At 66.5% G+C, this 20,976-nt stretch carries 23 protein-coding genes; 5 read left to right on the forward strand and 18 right to left on the reverse strand.

What is annotated here, in order from left to right; translation table 11 throughout:
* The first annotated feature begins 5 nt into the window (after positions 1-5).
* Both ACFQ9R_RS25165 and dtd read left to right on the forward strand, forming a co-directional pair.
* A complete protein-coding gene (locus ACFQ9R_RS25165; protein ID WP_378993642.1) occupies positions 6-1,541 on the forward strand; it encodes a hypothetical protein in 1,536 nt (511 codons plus the stop codon).
* A gap of 109 nt (positions 1,542-1,650) precedes the next feature.
* The gene (gene dtd / locus ACFQ9R_RS25170; protein ID WP_378993643.1) at positions 1,651-2,094 is read left to right on the forward strand and encodes a D-aminoacyl-tRNA deacylase; all 444 of its coding nucleotides are present in this window, start codon (positions 1,651-1,653) and stop codon (positions 2,092-2,094) included.
* On the opposite strand, the gene ACFQ9R_RS25175 is transcribed toward dtd, so the two are convergent.
* From ACFQ9R_RS25175 to ACFQ9R_RS25240, 14 genes are all read right to left on the reverse strand, one after another.
* Positions 2,095-3,381 carry an ABC transporter permease gene (locus tag ACFQ9R_RS25175; protein WP_378993644.1) on the reverse strand — a complete coding sequence of 429 codons (1,287 nt, stop codon included), beginning with the start codon at positions 3,379-3,381 and terminating at the stop codon, positions 2,095-2,097.
* Complete coding sequence (locus ACFQ9R_RS25180; RefSeq protein ID WP_378993645.1) at positions 3,378-4,655, reverse strand: ABC transporter permease; 1,278 nt, start codon at positions 4,653-4,655, stop codon at positions 3,378-3,380. The genes ACFQ9R_RS25175 and ACFQ9R_RS25180 overlap by 4 nt, the downstream gene beginning before the upstream one ends.
* Positions 4,656-4,663: 8 nt before the next feature.
* Positions 4,664-6,181: an ABC transporter ATP-binding protein gene (locus tag ACFQ9R_RS25185; protein WP_378993646.1), complete on the reverse strand. Its 1,518-nt coding sequence runs from the start codon at positions 6,179-6,181 to the stop codon at positions 4,664-4,666.
* Between the two features lie 11 nt (positions 6,182-6,192).
* Entirely contained in the window at positions 6,193-7,278 is a 1,086-nt protein-coding gene (locus ACFQ9R_RS25190) for a BMP family protein (protein ID WP_378993647.1), read from the reverse strand.
* Positions 7,279-7,352: 74 nt separating this feature from the next.
* Positions 7,353-8,150, reverse strand: a complete 798-nt coding sequence (gene map, locus ACFQ9R_RS25195; protein WP_378632268.1) for a type I methionyl aminopeptidase — start codon at positions 8,148-8,150, stop codon at positions 7,353-7,355.
* A gap of 26 nt (positions 8,151-8,176) precedes the next feature.
* Positions 8,177-8,722 carry an adenylate kinase gene (locus ACFQ9R_RS25200; protein WP_378632266.1) on the reverse strand — a complete coding sequence of 182 codons (546 nt, stop codon included), beginning with the start codon at positions 8,720-8,722 and terminating at the stop codon, positions 8,177-8,179.
* Positions 8,719-10,041 (reverse strand): preprotein translocase subunit SecY, encoded by a 1,323-nt coding sequence (secY, locus tag ACFQ9R_RS25205; RefSeq protein WP_378993648.1) that lies wholly within the window; start codon positions 10,039-10,041, stop codon positions 8,719-8,721. Before secY ends, ACFQ9R_RS25200 begins: the two co-directional genes overlap by 4 nt.
* A gap of 164 nt (positions 10,042-10,205) precedes the next feature.
* A complete protein-coding gene (rplO, locus tag ACFQ9R_RS25210; protein ID WP_101464424.1) occupies positions 10,206-10,649 on the reverse strand; it encodes a 50S ribosomal protein L15 in 444 nt (147 codons plus the stop codon).
* A gap of 2 nt (positions 10,650-10,651) precedes the next feature.
* A complete protein-coding gene (rpmD, locus tag ACFQ9R_RS25215; protein WP_056819257.1) occupies positions 10,652-10,831 on the reverse strand; it encodes a 50S ribosomal protein L30 in 180 nt (59 codons plus the stop codon).
* 1 nt (position 10,832) lies between these two features.
* The gene (gene rpsE, locus ACFQ9R_RS25220; protein WP_378632262.1) at positions 10,833-11,492 is read right to left on the reverse strand and encodes a 30S ribosomal protein S5; all 660 of its coding nucleotides are present in this window, start codon (positions 11,490-11,492) and stop codon (positions 10,833-10,835) included.
* Between the two features lie 31 nt (positions 11,493-11,523).
* Complete coding sequence (gene rplR / locus ACFQ9R_RS25225; protein ID WP_266296784.1) at positions 11,524-11,931, reverse strand: 50S ribosomal protein L18; 408 nt, start codon at positions 11,929-11,931, stop codon at positions 11,524-11,526.
* A gap of 2 nt (positions 11,932-11,933) precedes the next feature.
* Positions 11,934-12,473 carry a 50S ribosomal protein L6 gene (gene rplF, locus ACFQ9R_RS25230; protein ID WP_378993649.1) on the reverse strand — a complete coding sequence of 180 codons (540 nt, stop codon included), beginning with the start codon at positions 12,471-12,473 and terminating at the stop codon, positions 11,934-11,936.
* Between the two features lie 15 nt (positions 12,474-12,488).
* Positions 12,489-12,887, reverse strand: a complete 399-nt coding sequence (gene rpsH, locus ACFQ9R_RS25235; protein WP_056818383.1) for a 30S ribosomal protein S8 — start codon at positions 12,885-12,887, stop codon at positions 12,489-12,491.
* A gap of 267 nt (positions 12,888-13,154) precedes the next feature.
* Entirely contained in the window at positions 13,155-13,886 is a 732-nt protein-coding gene (locus ACFQ9R_RS25240; protein WP_378993650.1) for a YoaK family protein, read from the reverse strand.
* Between the two features lie 370 nt (positions 13,887-14,256).
* On the opposite strand from ACFQ9R_RS25240, the gene ACFQ9R_RS25245 reads away from it, so the two are divergent.
* A complete protein-coding gene (locus ACFQ9R_RS25245) occupies positions 14,257-15,816 on the forward strand; it encodes an alpha/beta hydrolase (RefSeq protein ID WP_378993651.1) in 1,560 nt (519 codons plus the stop codon).
* Here the strand turns inward: ACFQ9R_RS25245 and ACFQ9R_RS25250 are convergent.
* Both ACFQ9R_RS25250 and ACFQ9R_RS25255 read right to left on the reverse strand, forming a co-directional pair.
* Entirely contained in the window at positions 15,809-16,021 is a 213-nt protein-coding gene (locus ACFQ9R_RS25250) for a hypothetical protein (RefSeq protein ID WP_378632256.1), read from the reverse strand. The genes ACFQ9R_RS25245 and ACFQ9R_RS25250 overlap by 8 nt on opposite strands.
* 174 nt (positions 16,022-16,195) lie before the next feature.
* On the reverse strand, positions 16,196-16,501 hold the full coding sequence (locus ACFQ9R_RS25255; protein WP_378993652.1) for a hypothetical protein: 306 nt from the start codon (positions 16,499-16,501) through the stop codon (positions 16,196-16,198).
* Positions 16,502-16,707: 206 nt separating this feature from the next.
* Here ACFQ9R_RS25255 and ACFQ9R_RS25260 point away from each other — a divergent pair, with 206 nt between their 5' ends.
* Complete coding sequence (locus ACFQ9R_RS25260; protein WP_378993653.1) at positions 16,708-18,540, forward strand: sensor histidine kinase; 1,833 nt, start codon at positions 16,708-16,710, stop codon at positions 18,538-18,540.
* Between the two features lie 24 nt (positions 18,541-18,564).
* Positions 18,565-20,133, forward strand: coding sequence for a protein kinase (locus tag ACFQ9R_RS25265; RefSeq protein ID WP_378993654.1), 1,569 nt, complete (start codon positions 18,565-18,567; stop codon positions 20,131-20,133).
* Positions 20,134-20,221: 88 nt separating this feature from the next.
* On the opposite strand, the gene ACFQ9R_RS25270 is transcribed toward ACFQ9R_RS25265, so the two are convergent.
* Both ACFQ9R_RS25270 and rplE read right to left on the reverse strand, forming a co-directional pair.
* Complete coding sequence (locus tag ACFQ9R_RS25270) at positions 20,222-20,407, reverse strand: type Z 30S ribosomal protein S14 (RefSeq protein WP_056818387.1); 186 nt, start codon at positions 20,405-20,407, stop codon at positions 20,222-20,224.
* Between the two features lie 4 nt (positions 20,408-20,411).
* Positions 20,412-20,975, reverse strand: coding sequence for a 50S ribosomal protein L5 (gene rplE, locus ACFQ9R_RS25275; RefSeq protein WP_056818389.1), 564 nt, complete (start codon positions 20,973-20,975; stop codon positions 20,412-20,414).
* Position 20,976: the final 1 nt, after the last annotated feature.

Below are 20,976 nucleotides of genomic sequence, written 5' to 3' on the forward strand. Positions count from 1 at the left end.
GAACGATGGGTGCCCAGCTTGACGTCGCGATGGAACTGCTCATGACCGATCTGAGCGGCCTCGAACGGCGCGTGGCAGCCAATCGCGCCAACACCCGCAGCCAGCACGCCGACGACTACCTGCGCTTGGCCGGATCGCTGACCGAATTCGCCCAGGGTCTGCTCACGACCAGGGATGATCCGTCGGGGCGCGACCGCACGGCGGAGGCGCTGGAACCCGCGCAGGAAGCGGTGGCGATCCGGCTGCACTGGCTGGTCGGCGGGTACGTCTCCTACGAGTACGCGGGTGCGTTGCAGGACGCGTTGCGGTTGTTCGAGCAGGCGACGCGGCTGGTCGGGCACCGGCAGCTCGCGACCAACACCATTCGCAGCGCCTGTTCGGCGTATCGGCAGGTCGCGCAGGACTACCCGGATGTATCGGCCATGTGCGCCGACGGGTTGTCCAAGTGCGGCGTGTGGTTGATGCGGCTCGATCACGACGCGGCGGTGGCGGCCAGTGAGTCGGCGGTCCGGATTCGGGCGGCGATGTACGCGCGCGCTTCCGAACAACCGGGCAAGTACCTGGCGAGTCTGAGCACTCTGCTGCGCACCCTGATGGTGGGGCGCTCACGCAAACAGGCCATCGCGACCTACCGCACGTTGTACTCCGAGGTGACCACCACCGCGAGCACGGCGAAACTGCGCGAAACCCGGGTCGAGGAGCTCGACCTCACGGTCAAGACCACGCAGGCGCTGGTGAAGCTGGGCGCACCGACCCTCGAACGCGCGGGACGGCTCACACAGCAGCAGATCCTGTACCAGTCGGGTGGCGACCTGGCCACGATCGACGAGATCAATTGGCGGCTGGCCCTGGTGGGTCTCAAACCCCTTGCGGCAGGGGCGATGCCGGAGCCGCCGTCGCGACCGGTCGAGATCTCCGCGACCTACGGCGCGATCGCCGTCCGGTGCTCGGCGCCGGACGCGCTGGAGCAGGTACGCGCCGCGATCGTCGCCGCGTACGCCCAGGACGGCGCGAATCCGGTCGACGCGGGCCGCTTCGCCGGGGTGCACGACAAGCACTGGGGTGTCAAAGAACCCAAGACCAACCTCGAGACCGAGCTCGGCGCCGATGTGGTGCTCGTCGAAAAGTCCTCGGGCAGCTGGATTTCGGTGAAAAGTCTCAACTGGGAGATCGGCGCCCTCGGCAAACACCCACTCGCCGTGGCCCTCTCGATGAAATGGCCGGTCCTCACCGTCGCCACGATCGAGAAGATCTCCTACGAACTGTGCCTCTACGACAACGGCGTCGCCACCCAGTACGCCGCCCTCGGCAGGCCGGCGGGCCAGGCACCCCTCGACACCCCACTGGCGCCCCTGGATTTCGCGACCCTGGCCGACTACGGCGCCGACTACGCCTCCGAAACCCAGGTCAGAGCCGCCTTCGGCAATGCCGAGATGTTCGCCAAGGTCACCGAGCTCCCCGGCGCGGGCATCCGCCAGTCCGCGGAGAAGGCCCCACTCACCGACTACGGCCCGAATATCCTCTTCTTCGGCAAGGATTGAATCGTCACCGCGAAAAGCCACGGTGCCCACCAGACCCGTGGTGATCGCACCGACAGATGAGTCGCCCCCCGAACGCCGCACAGCGCGGTCACCCGGCATGATCGGAGCTGTGCGAGTACTGCTGCAACGTGTGACCAGCGCCCAGGTGAGCGTCGACGATCAGGTCGTCGGCCGCATCGACCCGGCGGCGACGGGAGTCCCCCACGGCCTCCTCGCTCTCGTCGGCGCTACCCACACCGACACCGCGGCCAACGCGAAAGCTCTGGCCGACAAGGCCTATCGCCTGCGCATCCTCGACGGTGAACGCTCCGCCGCCGACCTGGACGCCCCCATCCTGGTGGTCAGTCAGTTCACCCTCTACGCCAACACCGCCAAGGGCCGGCGCCCCTCCTGGAACGCCGCCGCCCCCGGTTCCCTCGCCGAACCCCTCGTCGACACCTTCGCCGAGGCACTCCGCGAACTGGGCGCCACCGTCGCCACCGGAAAATTCGGCGCCCACATGCAGATCGAACTCACCAACGACGGCCCGGTCACCGTCCTGCTCGAAGGCTGACTACTTGTCGCCCGGCCGGTACGGGATGCCGTCGGCGGCGGGCGCGACCGCCTTTCCGATGAATCCGGCGACCACGACCAGGGTGACCACGTAGGGCAGCATGCCGAGGAATTCGGTGGGGATCGGGTTGCCCGGCATGGTGTTGAGGAAGCGCTGCAGGGCGCTGGAGAATCCGAACAGCAGGGCGGCCAGCAGCGCGCCGACCGGCTTCCAGCGGCCGACGATCATCACCGCCAGGGCCACGAAGCCGAGCGCGGCGGTCATGTTCTTGCTGAAGGCCACATTGTTGGCGATGGTGAAGAAGGCGCCGCCGAAACCCGACAGGGCACCGGCACAGGTGACGTTCCAGAAGCGCAACCGGTTCACGTCGATGCCCGCGGCGTCGGCCGCGGCCGGATGTTCGCCGACGGCGCGGGTGCGCAGGCCCCAGCGGGTCTGGAACAGCAGATACGACAGCCCGAACACGCAGGCCAGCGCCACATAGACGAACAGGTTCTGGTCGAACAGCACCGGCCCGAGCACCGGGATGCCGGTCAGGAAACCGAGGCCGATGTCGTGGAGGAACCCGCCGATGCGCGGCACCGTGCTCGGCTGGTTGAGCGAATGGTCCATGCGCATGAGCCGTTCGAACAGGAAGCCGGTGAGCCCCAGCGCGAGCAGATTGAGGATGACACCGGTGACCAGCTGGTTCACTTCGAAGCGGGTCGCTAGCCAGGCCAGTAGCAGCGTCGACAGCATGCCGCTGATCACCGCGGCCACAATCCCGGCGTAGGGGCTGCCGGTGATCGAGGAGAACAGCACCGCGGTGAACGCGCCCGCCAGGAACTGGCCCTCGATGCCGAGGTTGATCACGCCCGACCGTTCACAGACCACGCCGGACAGCGCACCGAAGATGAACGGCAGCGCCAGGAACAGCGTCGACGCCAGCACGAACTCCACCGGGAAGCCGACGCCCGGCGTCACCACCCACGACAGCGCCGCGATCACCAGGGCCGCCACCGCGATGCCGACGATCGCCCCGTGCGCGCGCCGCGAAAGCGGCCGCGCCGCCAGCACCCCACCGAGCACCGCCGTCACCACGCCAAGGATCAGCACGATCGTGAGAGTGTTGACAGTCCAGCCACTTTCGACGGTCTGATCCAGCCGGAACGTGGTCGTCCGCCCACCGTCGACGAACAGCAGCCCGAGAACGCCGAGACCGATGCCGAGCACGATGAGCACCACCCCGGCCACACCGTGCCTGGCTGATTCGGCCGTGACGACCGGTGACGCGGTGGTGGTACTCACCAGCCCCTCGCTTCCAGAGTGTTGAGACCACCGCGCGGTGTGCGCAGGTGCAGCAGGGTTTTCACCAGCGCGGGCGCGGCGACGAACAGCACGATCACCGCCTGCAACAGCGTGGACATCTCGACCGGAATGGCGGGCTGCATGTGCAACGTGCCCGATTTCAGCGCACCGAACAGCAGTGCGGCGGCGACGATACCGCCGGGATGCGCCCGCCCGAGCAGCGCGACGGTGATCCCGTCGAACCCGAATTCGGCGACCGTGCCCGGATTCACCGTGTACGGGTTGAGCCCCAACACCAGTGCGGCGCCACCCAACCCGGCCAGCCCGCCCGACACCGCCATCGTGGTGACGAACGTGCGCCCGATATCGATACCCGCCGTTTCCGCCGCGTGCGTATTGGCACCGACCGCGCGGATCCGGTACCCGAAGGTGGATTTGCGCAGCAGCCACCAGATTCCGGCCGCGAGCGCCAGCCCGAGCAACAGCCCCGCGCTGACCCGCAGGCCCGAGCCCGCCCAGCCGAGCAGCCGGGGCAGTCGGCCGGAGAAGTCCACCTGCTTGGAGACCAGTTCCTGCGAGGTCGTCGAGTGGATGAACGTGGTGCTCAACGCCCAGAGCAGAAAATAGGTGGCGATATTGTTCAGCATGATCGACGAGATCACCTCGTGCGCGCCGGTTTTGGCCTTGAGCACGCCGGGGATGGCGCCGAGCAGACCGCCCGCGAGCGCACCCGCGAGCAGGGCCAGCGGAACATGCAGCAGGGGCGGCAGGTCGAGCGCGAACCCGACCACCACGCCGCCGAGCAAGCCGAAGATGAACTGTCCGTGCCCGCCGATATTGAACAGTCCGGCCCGGAAGGCCAGGCCGACGGCGAGTCCGGTGAAGATCAGCGGGGTCGCGTAGGTGAGCGTCTCCGAGATCGGGCGCAGCACCTGGGCCAGGGTGGCGTCACCGTCGACATACTGCTGCACACGCCCGAAGTCGATGATCGCGCCCTCGAACATGTCGCGATAGCCCGCGCTCACCGCCTGCCACGAGAAACTCAGCGCATCGGCGGGCCGGTTGAAGAAGTAGCCCCAGGCACCCCGCACCGCCGCGTCGGAGACGATGATCAACAGGGCCCCGATCGCGAAGGCCAGCAACAACGAATAGAACGTCACCATCACGCTGTTGGCTTCGGTCAGGTACCCGATGAATGTGCGGCCGACGTCGCGCCTGTCCGGTTCACGCTCGCCGGGTGGGTCGATGTCCGGCTCGATGGTCGTACTCGGCATGGGTTTCCTCAGCTCGCGGGTGCTGGATCGGCGGGACGGTGGCCCGCCATCAGCTGACCGATGATCTCGCGCGGTGTATCCGGGGCCAGGACACCTACGATCTGCCCGTTGTGGATCACCGCGATGCGGTCGGACAGGGCCAGGATCTCGTCCAGCTCAGCGGAGATGAGCAGGACGGCGGTTCCCGTGTCGCGTTCGGCGACCAGACGGCGATGGATGAACTCGATCGCGCCGACATCCACTCCTCGCGTCGGTTGCGCGGCGACCAGAACCGAACGCGGCCTAGAGAATTCGCGCGCGATCACCACCTTCTGCTGATTGCCGCCCGACAGCGCCGACACCAGCTCCCCCGGCCCCCTGGTGCGGATGTCGAAATCGGCGATGGCCTTGTCGGCCAGCTTTCGTACCGCCGCCGCGTCGACCACGCCGCGATTCGACAGGGGTCTGTCGCGGTACTGGTTGAGGACGAGGTTCTCGGCGACGGTGAAATCGGCGGCCAGCCCGTCGCGGCCGCGATCCTCCGGGATATAGCCGAGCCCGGCCACGATCCGCCGGTACGGGTTCCACCCGGTGACCGGGATACCGCCCATCTCGATCGAGCCGGTCTCGGGCGTGACGGTCCCGAGCACCGCCCTGGCCAGTTCGGTCTGCCCGTTGCCCTCGACCCCGGCCAACCCGACGATCTCACCGGCCCGCACAGCCAGACTCAGTCCGTCGAGCATCGGCGTCCCGCGCTCGCCCAGCACGGTCAGATCCTTGATGTCCAGGGCGATCTCGCCCGGCTGCGCCTGCGGTCGATCCACGGTCAGCACGACCGACCGCCCGACCATCGCCGCCGCCAACTCGGCCTCGCTGTCCTGCGGCGACGCCTCGGCCACGACCCGCCCACGCCGCAGAACGGTGATCGTGTCCGCGATCGCCTTCACCTCTTTGAGCTTGTGGCTGATGAAGATCACCGACATCCCCGAGGCCGTGAGATTGCGGATGATCCCGAGCAACTCGGCCACTTCGGGCGGGGTGAGCACCGCGGTCGGCTCGTCCAGGATCAGCAGATCGGTCCTGCCGGACAGCGCCTTCACGATCTCGACCCGCTGCTGCACACCGACCGGCAGGTCCTCGCACACAGCGTCGGGATCCAGCGCCAGACCGTACCGCTCGGACACCTCGCGCACCGCCCGCCGCGCGGCCGCCCGATCGAGGCCGCCCCGCTTGACGTGTTCGCGACCCAGCTGCACGTTGTCGGCGACACTGAACGGCCCGACGAGCTTGAAATGCTGATGCACCATGCCGATTCCGGCGGCGATGGCGTCGCCCGGCGATCGCAGCCGTACCGGCTCGCCGTCGATCAGGATCTGGCCGCTGGTCGGTTCGAGGATGCCGTACAGCATGTTCATCAGGGTCGACTTGCCCGCGCCGTTCTCGCCGAGGATCGCGTGCACCTGGCCTGGTTCGACCACCAGGTCGACGCTGTCGTCGGCGAGAAACGTTCCGAAGGCCTTGGTCAAGCCCTGTGCTTCGAGTCGCATGCGCCTGTCCTCTACAGCTTCGGGGCGGCCGGGGAATTGATCACGATCTTGCCGTCGACGATGTCGCGCCGAAGAGTGGTGAGCTCCCGCTTCAGCGGCTCCGGCACCTTCGCGTCGAAATCGTGGAACGGCGCGAGCCCGACCCCGGCATTACTCAGGGTGCCCACGTACCGTCCGTCTGTGACGCCGTCGCCGAAGGCATTGTCGATCGCCACCCGTACCGCGGCGGAGATGTCCTTCATCGACGAGGACAACATGATGTCCTGGTACTCCGGAACCGCCTCGTAGCCATCGGAATCCACCCAGATCATGGAAACGTTCGACGAGTCCTGCACGGCGGAGGCCCCGCCCATGCCGACCGGTCCCGCGACCGGGTGGATCACGTCGGCGCCCTGGGCGATGAAGTTCTCGGTGAGCGAGCGGCCCGCGCTCGTATCGTCGAAATTGCCGGTGAACGAACCGTTCTGGTCCTCGACATCCCAGCCGAGCACGGCGATCGAGGTCCCGTGCGCCGCGTTGTACCCGGCCACTCCGGCGGCGAACCCGTCCATGAAGATGGTCACCGCGGGGATCTGCATGCCGCCCCAGGTGGCGACCCGGCCGGTCTTGGACACTCCCGCCGCGAGATAGCCTGCCAGATAAGAGGATTGGGCGGCGTTGAACTCCATCGAGTAGACATTGTCCAGCTCGACGTGCGCGTCGACGATCGCGAAACGCTGATCGGGGTACTCCGCGGCCACCTGTGCCACCGCCTCGGCCATCAGGCCGCCGACGCCGATCACCAGATCGCAGTCGTCGTCGGCCGAGGCTCGCAGGTTGGGTTCGTAGTCGGCGGAACTGTTGGACTGGCGGTAGGAGCCGTAGACGCCGGGGTTGGCGTCGATCGCGGCTTTCACCCCGTTCCAGCCGGATTCGTTGAACGACTTGTCGTCGACGCCGCCCGCGTCGGTCACCATGCAGGTCTCGAAACCCGCGTTCGCGGTGCCGTAGGTGTTGCCCGATCCCGTATAGCGCGCGTCCGGCGGCGGCTCACCGCAGCCGACGAGCAAGGCCGAGGCCGCGCAACCGACGGCGACCAGCGCGATCCGGGATCTCATCACTCAGAGATACAGGATCGCGCAGGCGACCAGACAGATTAGAACGATTACTTCACCGAAAAGCCGTCGGTGAACTACTCAGGGCGCAGCGTGAGAATGCGCGGCCCATCCTCGGTGACGGCGACGCTGTGCTCCCAATGCGCCGCGCGCGTCCCGTCGGTGGTGACCACGGTCCAGTCGTCGTCGAGCGTCTTGGTCTCGGTGGTACCGAGCGTCAGCATCGGCTCGATCGCCAGCACCGACCCGACCACCAGGCGCGGGCCCTTACCGGGCGCGCCCTCGTTGGGCAGGAACGGATCCATGTGCATCTCGCGCCCGATGGCATGGCCACCGTAACCGTCGACGATGCCGTACTGCCGGCCGTGCGCCTGCTCGGCCGCGCGCGTACCCAGCTCGATGGCGTGCGAGACGTCGGTGAGCCGGTTGCCCGGCAGCATCGCCGCGATGCCGGTCTCCATCGAGAGCCTGGTGGCCTCGCTCAGCAGCTCATCGGCCTCGATGATGGTGCCGATGCCGAACGTCCACGCCGAGTCGCCGTGCCAGCCGTCGAGGATGGCGCCGCAGTCGATGGACACAAGATCCCCCTCGACGAGAATGTCACTCGCCGAGGGGATCCCGTGGACCACACGATCGTTGACCGAAGAACAGATCGAGCCGGGGAACCCGTGATAGCCCTTGAACGACGGGACAGCGCCCGCGTCGCGGATCGTCGCCTCGGCGACCTCGTCGAGCTCCAGCGTCGAGACGCCGGGCTTGGCCGCCGCGCGAACGGCGACCAGCGTCGCACCGACGATCGCGCCGGCCGCCTGCATGGCATCCAGCTCGCCCGCCGAACGGAACGGCACGACCTTCTTCTTACGGTTGAAGACCATCCGGCCTCAGTACTCCGATCCGCTGATTACTGACCGAGCGCCTTCAGCGCCCGCGCGTTGACCTCATCGACTTCGCCGATGCCGTCGACGGTCACGACCAGACCGTCGTAGTGCTCGAGCAGCGGCTCGGTTTCCTCACGGTAGACCCGCAGCCGGTTGCGGATGACGTCCTCGGTGTCGTCGGCGCGCCCACGGGCGAGCATGCGCTCGACCACGGTGTCCTCGGCGACCACGAAGCACAGCACCGCGTCGAGCGTGGTGCCGTTGTGCTCGAGGATCTTCTTCAACGCGTCGGCCTGATCGACCGTGCGCGGGTAACCGTCGAGCACGAAACCGTTCGCGGCGTCGGGCTCGCCGACACGCGCCTCGACCATGCGGTTGGTGACGTCGCTGGGGACCAGGTCGCCCGCGTCCATGTACTTCTGCGCCTCGCGACCGAGGGCGGTCTGCTGGCTGATATTCGCGCGGAAGAGGTCTCCGGTGGAGATGTGCGGAACGCCCAGCTTCTCTGACAGCAGGACGGCCTGAGTACCTTTGCCGGCACCCGGCGGACCGAGCAGAACAACTCTCACTTGAGGAACCCTTCGTAATTTCGATTCATCAGCTGGCTCTCGATCTGCTTGACCGTGTCGAGACCCACGCTGACCATGATGAGCACCGCGGTACCGCCGAACGGCAGGTTGGCCGCTCCACCGTTGGCACCCATGTCCAGGAACAGGTTCGGGAGAACGGCGACCAAACCGAGATAGATCGAGCCAGGCAGGGTGATGCGGCTCAGAACGTAGTTGAGGTAGTCGGCGGTCGGCTTACCGGGCCGGTAGCCCGGGATGAAGCCACCGAACTTCTTCATCTCGTCCGCGCGTTCCTCCGGGTTGAAGGTGATCGCGACGTAGAAGTAGGTGAAGAACACGATCAGACCGAAGTAGATCGCGATGTAGACCGGGTTGCCCGGATTCACCAGGTATTTCTGGATGATCTCCTGCCACCAGCTCGGATCCGTCGCCGTATTCGAGTTGGTGAGCTGCGCGATCAGGTTGGGCAGGTAGAGCAGCGAGGACGCGAAGATCACCGGGATGACACCGGCCTGGTTGACCTTCAACGGCAGGTACGTCGATGAACCGCCGTACATCTTGCGACCGACCACGCGCTTGGCGTACTGCACCGGGATCCGGCGCTGACCCTGTTCGACAAAGATCACGGCCACCAGGATCACCAGTACGGCGACACACACCGCACCGAAGATCAGGCCACCGTCGGTGTCGAGGATCCGCTTGCCGTCGAGCGGCAGTCGAGCGGCGATACCGGCGAAGATGAGCAGCGACATGCCGTTGCCGACACCGCGCTCGGTGATCTGCTCGCCGAACCACATGACCAGCGAAGCACCCGCGGTCATCACGAGGACGATGATGATCATGCCGAAGATGCTGGTATCGGCGAGAATCGGCTCGTTACAGCCCTGCAACAGCTGACCGCGCGAGGCCAGCGCGACCAGACCGGTGGCCTGCAGGATCGCCAACGCGACCGACAGGTACCTGGTGTACTGCGTCATCTTGGTCTGGCCGGATTGGCCTTCCTTGCGCAGTTCCTCGAACCGCGGGATGACGACGGTCAGCAGCTGGATGATGATGCTCGCGGTGATGTACGGCATGATGCCGATCGCGAACACCGACAGCTGTAGCAGCGCCCCGCCGGAGAACAGGTTGATGAGCTGGTAGATGCCGGCGGATTCACCGCCGGAGACCACCTTCACGCATTCCTGAACGTTCTGGTAGTCGACACCGGGGGACGGCAGCGCGGCACCCAACCGGTACAGCGCGATCAACCCCAGCGTGAAGAGAATCTTCCGCCGTAAGTCCGGAGTCCGGAAGGCCGATACGAAGGCGGAAAGCACAAATCCTCCTGGCGAACGACATGGTCATGCCATGCGACTGAACCACTGGACAGCATGTGGAATCGTCAGCCGATGACGAGCTTGGCAGACAACACTTGGAACTCTAACAGTGACACCGGACGAGCTCGCGACTCGTCCGGTGTCAGCTGCTGACTACAGTACCGTCAGGCCAGTTCGGTGACAGTGCCACCGGCGGCGGTGATCTTCTCCTTGGCGGAGCCGGTCACCTTGTCGGCGGTCACCTGGATGGCGACACCGATCTCGCCGTCGCCGAGAACCTTGACGAGCTCGTTCTTGCGAACGGCGCCTGCCTCGACGAGTTCTGCCTTACCGATGACGCCGCCCTGAGGGAACAGCTCGGCAATGCGGCCAACGTTGACGACCTGGTACTCGACCCGGAAGCGGTTGGTGAAGCCGCGAAGCTTCGGCAGACGCATGTGCAGCGGCATCTGGCCACCCTCGAACGCCGCGGGGACGTTCTTGCGTGCCTTGGTGCCCTTGGTACCGCGACCGGCGGTCTTACCCTTGGAACCCTCACCGCGACCCACACGGGTCTTCTCGGTCTTGGAACCAGGGGCGGGACGCAGGTGGTGCAATTTGATGGTCATGTCTAGACCTCCTCAACTGTTACGAGGTGGCGCACGACGTTGATCAGACCGCGGTTCTGAGCGTTGTCCTCACGAACCACCGACTGGCGGATCTTCCGCAGACCAAGCGTCCGCAGGCTGTCGCGCTGGTTCGACTTGGCACCGATCGTGCTCTTGATCTGAGTCACCTTGAGATCAGCCATGTCAGGCTCCCTGTCCTGCACGCGCACGCAGCATGCCCGCCGGAGCGACATCCTCGATCGGCAGACCGCGACGAGCGGCAACCTCTTCGGGACGCTGGAGCATCTTGAGCGCGGCAACCGTCGCGTGAACGACGTTGATCGCATTGTCGCTACCGAGCGACTTGGCCAGAATGTCGTGAATGCCTGCGCATTCGAGCACGGCGCGAGCCGCGCCGCCCGCGATCACACCGGTACCGGGCGAAGCCGGACGCAGCATGACCACACCGGCCGCCGCCTCACCCTGAACGGGGTGAGTGATGGTCGAGCCGATCATCGGGACGCGGAAGAAGCTCTTGCGAGCCTCCTCGACACCCTTCTGGATGGCCGCGGGAACTTCCTTGGCCTTGCCGTAGCCGACGCCGACCAGACCGTTGCCGTCACCGACGATCACGAGGGCGGTGAAGCTGAAGCGACGACCACCCTTCACGACCTTGGAGACACGGTTGATCGCGACGACGCGCTCGAGCTGGTTCTTCTCGGCCGCGTTGTCACGACGGTCGCCGCCACCGCGACGATCGCCACCGCCACGACGGTTGCCCTCGGGGCCTCCGGCGTTGCTGTTGGAGTTGCTGTTGGGTCCGGCGGGTCCGTTGCCGCCGTCACGCCGCTGACGTCCCGGCATCAGACGTTCCTTCCGTTCGAAATAACAGTCATCAGAACTTCAGCCCACCTTCACGAGCGGCATCGGCCAGCGCCGCGATACGGCCGTGGTAGTCGTGACCACCACGGTCGAACACGACCGCCTCGATACCGGCAGCCTTGGCACGCTCGGCGATCAGCTGACCGACCTTCGCGCCCTTGGCGGACTTGTCGCCCTCGAGCGCACGCACGTCGGCCTCGATCGAGGAAGCGGCGGCAATGGTCTTGCCCACCGAGTCGTCGATCAGCTGAGCGTGCAGGTGCCGCGCGGAGCGGTTGACCACCAGGCGCGGACGCTCGGTGGTGCCTTCGACCTTCTTACGAAGACGGAAGTGACGGCGGGTCTTCGACAGGCGACGCTTCGTGGAAGCGTCCTTGCCCAGCGGAATCCGCTTCGCCTTCTGGTTAGCAGTTTGCGCCATGATCACTTACCCGTCTTTCCGACCTTGCGGCGAACGACCTCGCCGGCGTAGCGGATGCCCTTGCCCTTGTACGGGTCGGGCTTACGCAGTCCGTGGATGACAGCGGAGATCTGACCGACCTTCTGCTTGTCGATTCCGGACACCGAGAACTTGGTGGGCGATTCCACCGCGAAGGTGATGCCTGCCGGGGCCTCGATCGGCACCGGGTGGCTGTAACCGAGGGCGAACTCGAGGTTCGAACCCTTGGCCTGAACGCGGTAACCGACGCCGAAGATTTCCATCTTCTTCTCGTAGCCCTTGGTGACACCCTCGACCATGTTGGCGATCAGGGTGCGGGAAAGGCCGTGCAGCGAACGGTTCGCGCGCTCGTCGTTGGGACGAGCAACCTCGAGCTCATTACCTTCACCCTTGGTGACGATGATGGGCTCGGCCACGGTGTGCGAGAGGGTGCCCTTGGGCCCCTTGACCGTGACAACCTGGCCGTCGATGTTGACGTCGACGCCGGCCGGAATCTCGATGGGCTTCTTACCAATACGCGACATTTGTCCTGACCTCCCTTACCAGACGTAGGCGAGGACTTCGCCCCCGACGCCCTGCTTGGCCGCCTGACGGTCGGTGAGCAGACCGGTCGACGTGGAAATGATCGCCACGCCGAGGCCGCCGAGGACCTTGGGCAGGTTGGTGGACTTCGCGTACACACGCAGACCCGGCTTCGAGACGCGACGCAGGCCCTGCAGGCTGCGCTCACGGCTGGGGCCGTACTTCAGATCGACGACGATGGCCTTGCCAACGGTCGCGTCTTCGGTGCGGTAATCGGCGATGTAGCCCTCACGCTTGAGGATCTCGGCGATGTTCACCTTGATCTTCGAGTGGGGCGCCTTCACCTGATCGTGGTACGCCGAGTTGGCGTTGCGCAGACGCGTCAAGAAGTCTGCGATCGGATCAGTCATGGTCATGGTTAGACCTCGACACCTTTCTCGCTGCGGTTCCCATGCAACATCTCCCGCACTCTCACGCGGTCGACCGTGGGCCTACAACAATTCGGCTGGTCCGGTCGGCACTTACCGACCGGATGAGTTCTCTTGCGAGCTCTCGGCGCCTGGCACGGTCCCACCCGCGCCGAAGCGCGCAGCGGACACAGATCTGCCCAGGCAACCGCTCTAGTGTAGGCAACGCCGTGGTCAGGACCAAACTCGGGGGCCGACGGACCGGGGCGATCTCCGTCACGCGGCGGTGTGGCCCGCCCTCCCACCCGTCTTGTAGGTGATCAGGATCGCCACGGCCGAGACACCGGCGGCGACGATCAGCATCATCTCACCACCCACCACCGTGCTCATCAAGCCGCCGAGCAGGGCGCCGACGGCGAACGCCGCGTACTGCATGCCGTAGCCGAGCCAATCGCGCGCACTACCCCCGCTGACATGGCTTTCGATGCCCTGGCTCAGTTTCACGACCGTTCCGGTGGCATAGCTGAGCGGAACGCTGGTCTCGCCGTTCTTGACGAACGCGGTGTTGAGCGCGCCCACCGCGAACGCGACGAACGCGATCGGGATGAACCCCACCTCCTGGCCGCCGGTGCGGTCGAGGGCGAAGTCGACCACCGCGGCCACGGCGAGCGCCACGGTGGTCACCACGGACGCGCCGTAGTGACCGCGCCGCCACAGCCGCCGTCGCAGCAGCGAGGCGACGAACACACCGAGGCCGAACGAGAAAAGCAGCGTGATCGCCCCGGTGGCCAGCAGCTGATCATTGTCGAACCAGCCGAGAACGGCGCGCTCGGTATTACCGGTCATGAATGTCACGAAATATCCGGCGGAATGCGTATAAGCGGCCGCTCCGATAAATCCGGCCAAAATAGAAAGAAACGCGACCATCGGCATCGCGCCGGCCGGAATTCCACGCAGAGACACCCGGTGGGCCACGTCACGTGGCTTGTTTACTGTGGTCGGGGTCACGAACTCACATCCTCTGCATTCACTCGGCAAGGGATCGACATTGACACCCATCTGCTCGCTGCATTGTCACGCAACGACCCCGACAGTAGCCACGAAATTAATTGCCGACCAGCAGGGAGATCACATTCTCGGGAAAGACACAGAATTATGAGGAGCCGGTAATGCCGCGGTAACCCAGAAATCCGAGGACAATTCTGTGGACGACCACATCCACCGCCGCGCGAAGGAACCCGACGACCTGCGGGGATGCCGTCCGAACTGCATCGCCGATCGAATCGTGTTCGATACCAACCACTTTGCGTTAGTAAGCGCCGCTCACGAATGTGGTAGCTTCGCGTGGTTCGTCGGAACCGCGCAGGAGGCTCGGCCGTTGTCTTCCCACTGTGCACGCCGCCGGGGCTCGGCTTATCTGCTCGCCGTACTGCTCGGGATCGGCGCGCTCGTCACGCCCGCGCGCGCTTCGGCCGATCCCTACGTCGACCAGCTCGCCGAGGGTGCCGCCACCCCGACACTGGCGTGGGAGTCCTGCGCGGACGGGTTCGAATGCGCGCTGGCTCAGGTGCCGATGGACTACAACAGCCCGCAGGCCACGCAGATCGACCTGGCTGTCATCAAGTTGCCCGCGTCCGATCCCGCACGCCGCATCGGCACGTTGTTCGTCAACTTCGGCGGGCCAGGACCCTCCGGCGTCGACCGCATGCGCGAGCGGGCCCGCTGGCCGTGGCTGTTCTCCGACGAACTGCGCGCCCGCTTCGATCTGGTCTCCTGGGATCCGCGCGCGGTCTCGCGCAGCGCGGGCACGCAGTGCTTCCCGAGCGCCGATGAGCAGACCGCGTACCTCGGTTCCTTCCCCGGCACACCGACCGATCCGGGCGACGAGCCCGCGTTCTTCGCCGCCTCGGCCGATATCGCGACCCGCTGCGCGCAGCACGCGGGGCCGATCCTGCGCCACGCCTCCACCGCCAACACCGCTCGCGACCTGGACCTACTGCGCCGCGCGGTGGGCGATGAGGCGCTGACCTACCACGGCATCTCCTATGGCACCCAGGTCGGCGCGGTTTACGCCAACATGTTCCCCGGCCGGGTCCGCGCGATGGCGTTCGACGGTTCGCTCGACTTCGAGGGCAATGTGAACGGCCACGGCGCCGACGGCGTGAATCTGCCGCTCGACACCCGCCAGGGCGTGGCCGCCGGCATCGCCGAAACCTTCGACACCTTCCTGCGCGACTGCTCCGCCGCGGGTCCACGCTGCGCGTTCGCCGCGGGCGATCCGAAACTCAAGTGGATCGCGCTGGCCGAGCGGGCCCGCCTCGCGCCGATCACGGTCGCGGGCACGCCGTGGACCTTTTCCCAGATCGTGAGCGCCGCGGGCAGTCTCTCCCGCCCCGACACCTACCCCGACCTGGCGATCCTGCTCCAGAACCTCTTCGACGCGGCAACAGTCCTGCCCGCCAGAGTCCCTGACGCCCTCTTCGCGGAGAACCACCCCGCCAATCGCGTCGAGGCCTTCTACACCATCCAGTGCTCCGACAGCACCGTCCCCACCGACCCCGCCGTCTACAGCCGGGTGGCCGCCGCCGAAGACCTCCAGTCCCGCTACTTCGGCCGGATCGCCGTCTTCAACGCCACCCCCTGCGCCTTCTGGCAGGCCGAGGACCGGGACCGCTACGCGGGCCCGTGGAACCGCGAAACCGCCGCCCCGATCCTCGTCCTCAACAGCCGATACGATCCCGCCACCCCACTACGGGGAGCCAAAGCCGGTGCGGCCCAACTGAACCGGGCCCAGGTAGTCGTGATCGAAGGCGCGGGGCACAGCTCCATGTACGTCCAGAGCACCTGCGCCGAACACCTCAAACGCGACTACCTGTTCACCGGCCAGCTTCCGCCCGCCGGCGTCAGCTGCGGAATCGACCGCTCCCCGTTCAGCTGAGCAGGCAGAGCAGGTCGTAGAGCGGCGGCTTCTCCACACTCCCCGTGGCGAACAACAACTGCGCGATCGGCGAACAGATCAACTCCGTCTCCGACGACCCCGACCCACCCCCGGACCCGGAACCGGCGCTGGGGGCGGCGGATGCAACAGCGGGCGCCCCGAGGAGCGCGACGGAAAGAACAGCGACTGTGGCGAACTTCTTCATGCGCCAAGAGAACACATCAGCAGCCACCCCGGGAGTGAAATGCTCACATTTCATCCATCCTCGTGACAACACACAAGCCCGTACCCTCGGACTGTCATCGCACCATGACGAAGGCGCATCCCCAGTGCCCGATCTGCCCGCCCAAGTGGCCGGACAGATCGGGACACGGATCGGTCAGCCCGCGTTCTTGAACTGCACAGACCCGTCGGTGCAGACCCCGATCACAGGGGTACCGGGGACGAAACCACCGATCGCGGGTGCATTCAGGGACGTGGCGACGCCCCAGGCGTAGCCGAGCCCGTACACCGAGCAGCTGTGCGGGACCGGGGGCGGGAGCGCATCTTCGATCGTGACTGTCCCTGACCCCACGGGGCCGGGGTGGATGGTGACCGGAGCGGCGGCGGCTACGCCCGATCCAATGGCGATCGCCGCTGCCAGCGAACCGAGCGCGATGGCAATTCGGCCTGTGTGGTTTCTCATCAGATCTCCTGGTTGAGGCCGCCGGAAAGTGGCGGTGTCGGTGTCGGCCACCGGTCGGCGGCACACCACAAAATTACGTTCTGACCTGCAGTTTTCTCGTCCGTGAAGGCACGGAATCCACTCAGTGCCAGCACGGATTGCGTGGGTGGTTGTGCACCCGTTTCCAGCAGAGGATCCTGAGTAGGTCGGTAGTTGGAGGCTGTTCGATGACACCTCGTACGATCGCGCTCATCGGTGGGGTGACGGCATGTGCCGCCGCGCTGAGCGTCGCCGTGGTGCTGTCGGTCGACTGGTCAGAAGCCGCCCTTTACGACCCGGCCCGGATCCTGCTGCTCGGGCCACGTGAGGCATTCTCGGCAGCTCAGCACTCGCCGGTGTTCGGGCGGGTCGAGCTCACCCTGTTTCTGCTGGCCGGGGCGTCGTTCGTCGCATCGGGGTTGTTCACCTGGACAAACCGGCCGCGTGATCTGGCCGGACCGCTGTTCGTGCTCGCCGGCCTGGTGTGGCTGGCCTGCGGTGTTCGCCGGTCGAGCGACCCGGTGCTGTTCACCGCGGGCGCGGTTCTGACGAATATCTATCTGCCGGTGATGATCCCGGTGCTGCTCGGCTTTCCATCGGGACGCCTGCACCGTTCGTGGGAACGCTGGTGCGTGCGGGCGTGCTGGGCGCTGGCCGTGTTCGGGGTGTGGGCCGAGTGGATGTTCTTCGATCCGAGACAGGTGCCCGCGCCACACCGGTCGACCTCGGTGAATCTGTTGCTCATCCGGCACGATCCGGTCCTCGCCGATCGGATCCAGCTCACCGTCGGAGCGCTCGCATTCCTTATCGGCGTTGTGCTGATCACGATCGTGATCGTCCGCTGGCGGTCGGGGACCGCGGCCTACCGCTCAGGCTTCGCACCGGTTCTGGTCTTCGCGACGATCGCCGGGCTGATCATCCTGTGGATCTTGTCGACTGCGGTCCTGTCCCCCGGCTCCCTCCACGCCTGGACGCTTGACCTGCGCTATATCCCGATTGTGCTGCTGCCCATGGCCATCGCGTACGGACAGGTGCGGTACCGCATGGCGCGCGCGGCGGTCGGCGACGCGATGGTCGAGATCGGAGCGACCCCGATCAACGCGGGCTTCGTGGAGGCACTGCGCCGGGCACTGCACGACCCCACTCTCGAGCTGTGGAACTTCGACGCCGAACGCAGCGGCTACGTCGACGACCACGGTGCCCTGCGGAAACTCCCGCAGGGCACCGATCACCGGATGGCGACGATCCTCGAGCTGGACGGCGCCGCGGCGGCCGCTCTTGTCTACGACAAACAGTTGCAAGCCGAACCCGAACTGCTGGCCGCCGTGCGCGGTGCGACCGAGCTCGCCCTCGGCCACGAACGCCTGCGCAACGATCTGGCCGCCCAGCTCGCAGAGGTCCGCCGCTCGCGCGAACGCATCGTGGCGGCGGGCGATGCCGAGCGCCGGCGAGTCGAACGCGATCTGCACGACGGCGCGCAACAACGCCTTGTCGCGGCGGCGCTGCTGCTGCGCAGAGCACAGCGAGCCGGCGACACCGCGAACCGGGACGACCTGGTCACGCAAGGCGCCGCCGAACTGGATACCGCGCTCGCCGAGCTCCGCGAACTGGCCAGGGGCGTCTTCCCGCCGATTCTCGCGGAGCGCGGTCTGACGGCCGCCTTGACCGCACTCGCCGAACGCGCCCCGATCGCCGCCCGAATTCACGGCGACCTGGTACCGAGGCCGGCGCCCGGGGTAGAACTGGCGGCGTATTTCATCGCCGCGGAAGCGCTCACCAACGCGGCCAAGCATTCCGGCGGCACCCATGTCGACATCGAGATGGGTGTTGTCGACGAGTCCGTTCAGCTGACTATCGGCGACGACGGGCGTGGTGGAGCCGATATCCGGCCAGGCGGCGGGCTCAGCGGATTGTGCGATCGAGCCGCGGCGCTCGGCGGTCAGCTGCGGATCGCCAGCGCGCCCGGCACCGGCACGGTCCTCACCGCGATGCTGCCGCTTCGCGCGAAGGACACGACATGAACACGCGTGCCACGGGGGTGTGTCGTGAGCGGTTCTGACCTCGAACCCGGAACGGTCTTCGCCGGCTACACGATCGAGCGAACGCTCGGCGCAGGCGGCATGGGCACCGTCTACGCGGCCCGGCACCCGACGCTGCCACGTACCGTGGCACTCAAGGTGCTTCATCCCTTCCTGACCGGAGATGAGTACGTCCGCACCCGGTTCGAATTCGAAGCCGATCACGGCGCTCGGCTCGACCACCCTGCCATCGTCGCGGTCTACGACCGTGGCCGCGAGGGCGATCGCCTGTGGATCGCGATGCAGCTGGTGCCGGGAACCGATGCGGCCCACCTGCTGCGCGAGGGAGCGGTGGCGCCGGAACGCGCCGTACACATCGTCGAACAGGTCTCGGCCGGTCTCGACTACGCGCATCGGGCGGGTGTGTACCACCGCGATGTCAACCCGGCGAATATCCTGCTGGCCGAGTCCACCCAGCCCGGCGAGGCCGAACGAGTAGTGCTGACCGATTTCGGCATCGCGAAAGCACTCGATGACAACGTCCACCTCACCGCCGCCGGAATGATGGTCGCCACGCTGCGTTACGCGGCACCCGAACAGCTCGAAGGACGAACCCTCGACCATCGAGCCGACCAATATTCACTGGGCTGCACCCTGTTCCACCTGCTCACCGGCTGTCCGCCCTATCCGGGGCCGAGCCCGGCGGCCATCATGAACGGCCATCTGAACGCGCCGGTGCCGCTACCGAGCGCCCAGCTGCCTTCGCTGCCGAGGGCCTTCGACGCGGTGATCGCGCGGGCGATGGCCAAGGATCCAGCCGACCGGTATCCGAACTGTGGGGAATTCGCCGCCGCGGCGCGCGCGGTGCTCACCGCGGCGGTCGACGCCACCGCGGAACTTCCGACGGTCCCCGAGAACATCCCCGAGCGCGACCGATCCCCTCTGCGCGTTGTGCTCGCCGACGACTCGGCGCTGCTCCGACAGGGAATCGCCCGATTGCTGGAGGACGAGGGCATGGAAGTGACCGGACAGGCGGGCGATGCCGAGGCACTGTTGAGCCTTGTCCACACGCACCGCCCCGACGTCGCGGTCGTCGACATCCGGATGCCACCGACCTGCACCACCGAGGGCATCGATGCCGCCGTAGTCATCCGTCGCGACTTTCCCGAGACGGCGGTGCTGCTGCTGTCGCAGTACATCGAAACCGAGAGCGTTCTCGACCTGCTCTCGGGCGGCGCGCGCAGCCTCGGCTATCTGCTCAAAGACCGGGTTTCCGATATCGACGAGTTCGTGACGGCCCTCCAGCGGGTCGCCGCGGGCGGCTCGGCGATCGATCCCGACCTGGTCGGCCGCTTGGTCTCGCGACCGCACCACGGCGCCCTCCCACTCGACGCGCTCTCCACCCGCGAACGAGAAGTCCTGCGACTCATGGCCGAAGGCCGCTCCAACCGCGCGATCGGCGCCACCCTGTTCCTTGGCGAACGCACCATCGAAACCCACGTCCGCAGCATCTTCGTCAAACTCGGCCTACAGCCGGAACCCGACGACCACCGCCGCGTCCTAGCGGTACTGACCCACCTCCGGGTCTGCAACTGAACGCACGAAGGCACGGACTCCCGTCGGGAGTCCGTGCCTTCGTCGATATTTCGCCTAGGCGGCGGGTGCGCTCACGAGGAGCGCAAGCTCACCAGGAGCTCTTGTGCACGCCCGGAAGCTCACCGCGGTGCGCCATTTCGCGGACGCAGATACGGCACAGGCCGAACTTGCGGTAGACCGCGTGCGGGCGACCGCAACGCTGGCAGCGGGTGTACGCGCGGACGGCGAACTTAGGCTTGGCCTCCGCCTTGATGCGCAGTGCTTTCTTAGCCATGTGCTCAGTTCTCCTTGAACGGGAAGCCGAGGTGCTTCAGCAGCGCGCGGCCTTCTTCGTTGTTGGTCGCGGTGGTGACCACGGTGATGTCCATACCGCGCGGGCGGTCGATGGAATCCACGTCGATCTCGTGGAACATCGACTGCTCGCTGAGGCCGAACGTGTAGTTGCCGTTGCCGTCGAACTGCTTCGGCGACAGGCCGCGGAAGTCGCGGATACGGGGCAGCGCGATGGACACGAGACGGTCCAGGAACTCCCACATACGGTCGCCACGAAGGGTGACCTTCGCGCCGATCGGCATGCCCTCACGCAGCTTGAACTGCGCGATCGACTTGGTGGCCTTACGGATTTCGGGCTTCTGGCCGGTGATCAGCTCGAGGTCCTTGACGGCACCGTTGATCAGCTTCGCGTCACGGGCGGCGTCGCCGACACCCATGTTCACGACGACCTTGACGACGCCGGGGATCTGCATCACGTTGGCGTATTCGAACTCGCCGTTGAGCGCGTCCTTGATCTCGGCGCGGTAGCGCGCCTTCAGCCGGGGCTGAGTCTGCTCAGAGGTGGTCATG

Origin of the sequence: Nocardia sp. NPDC056541 (genome assembly GCF_042794235.1) — a bacterium.
Classification (GTDB): Bacteria; Actinomycetota; Actinomycetes; order Mycobacteriales; family Mycobacteriaceae; genus Nocardia.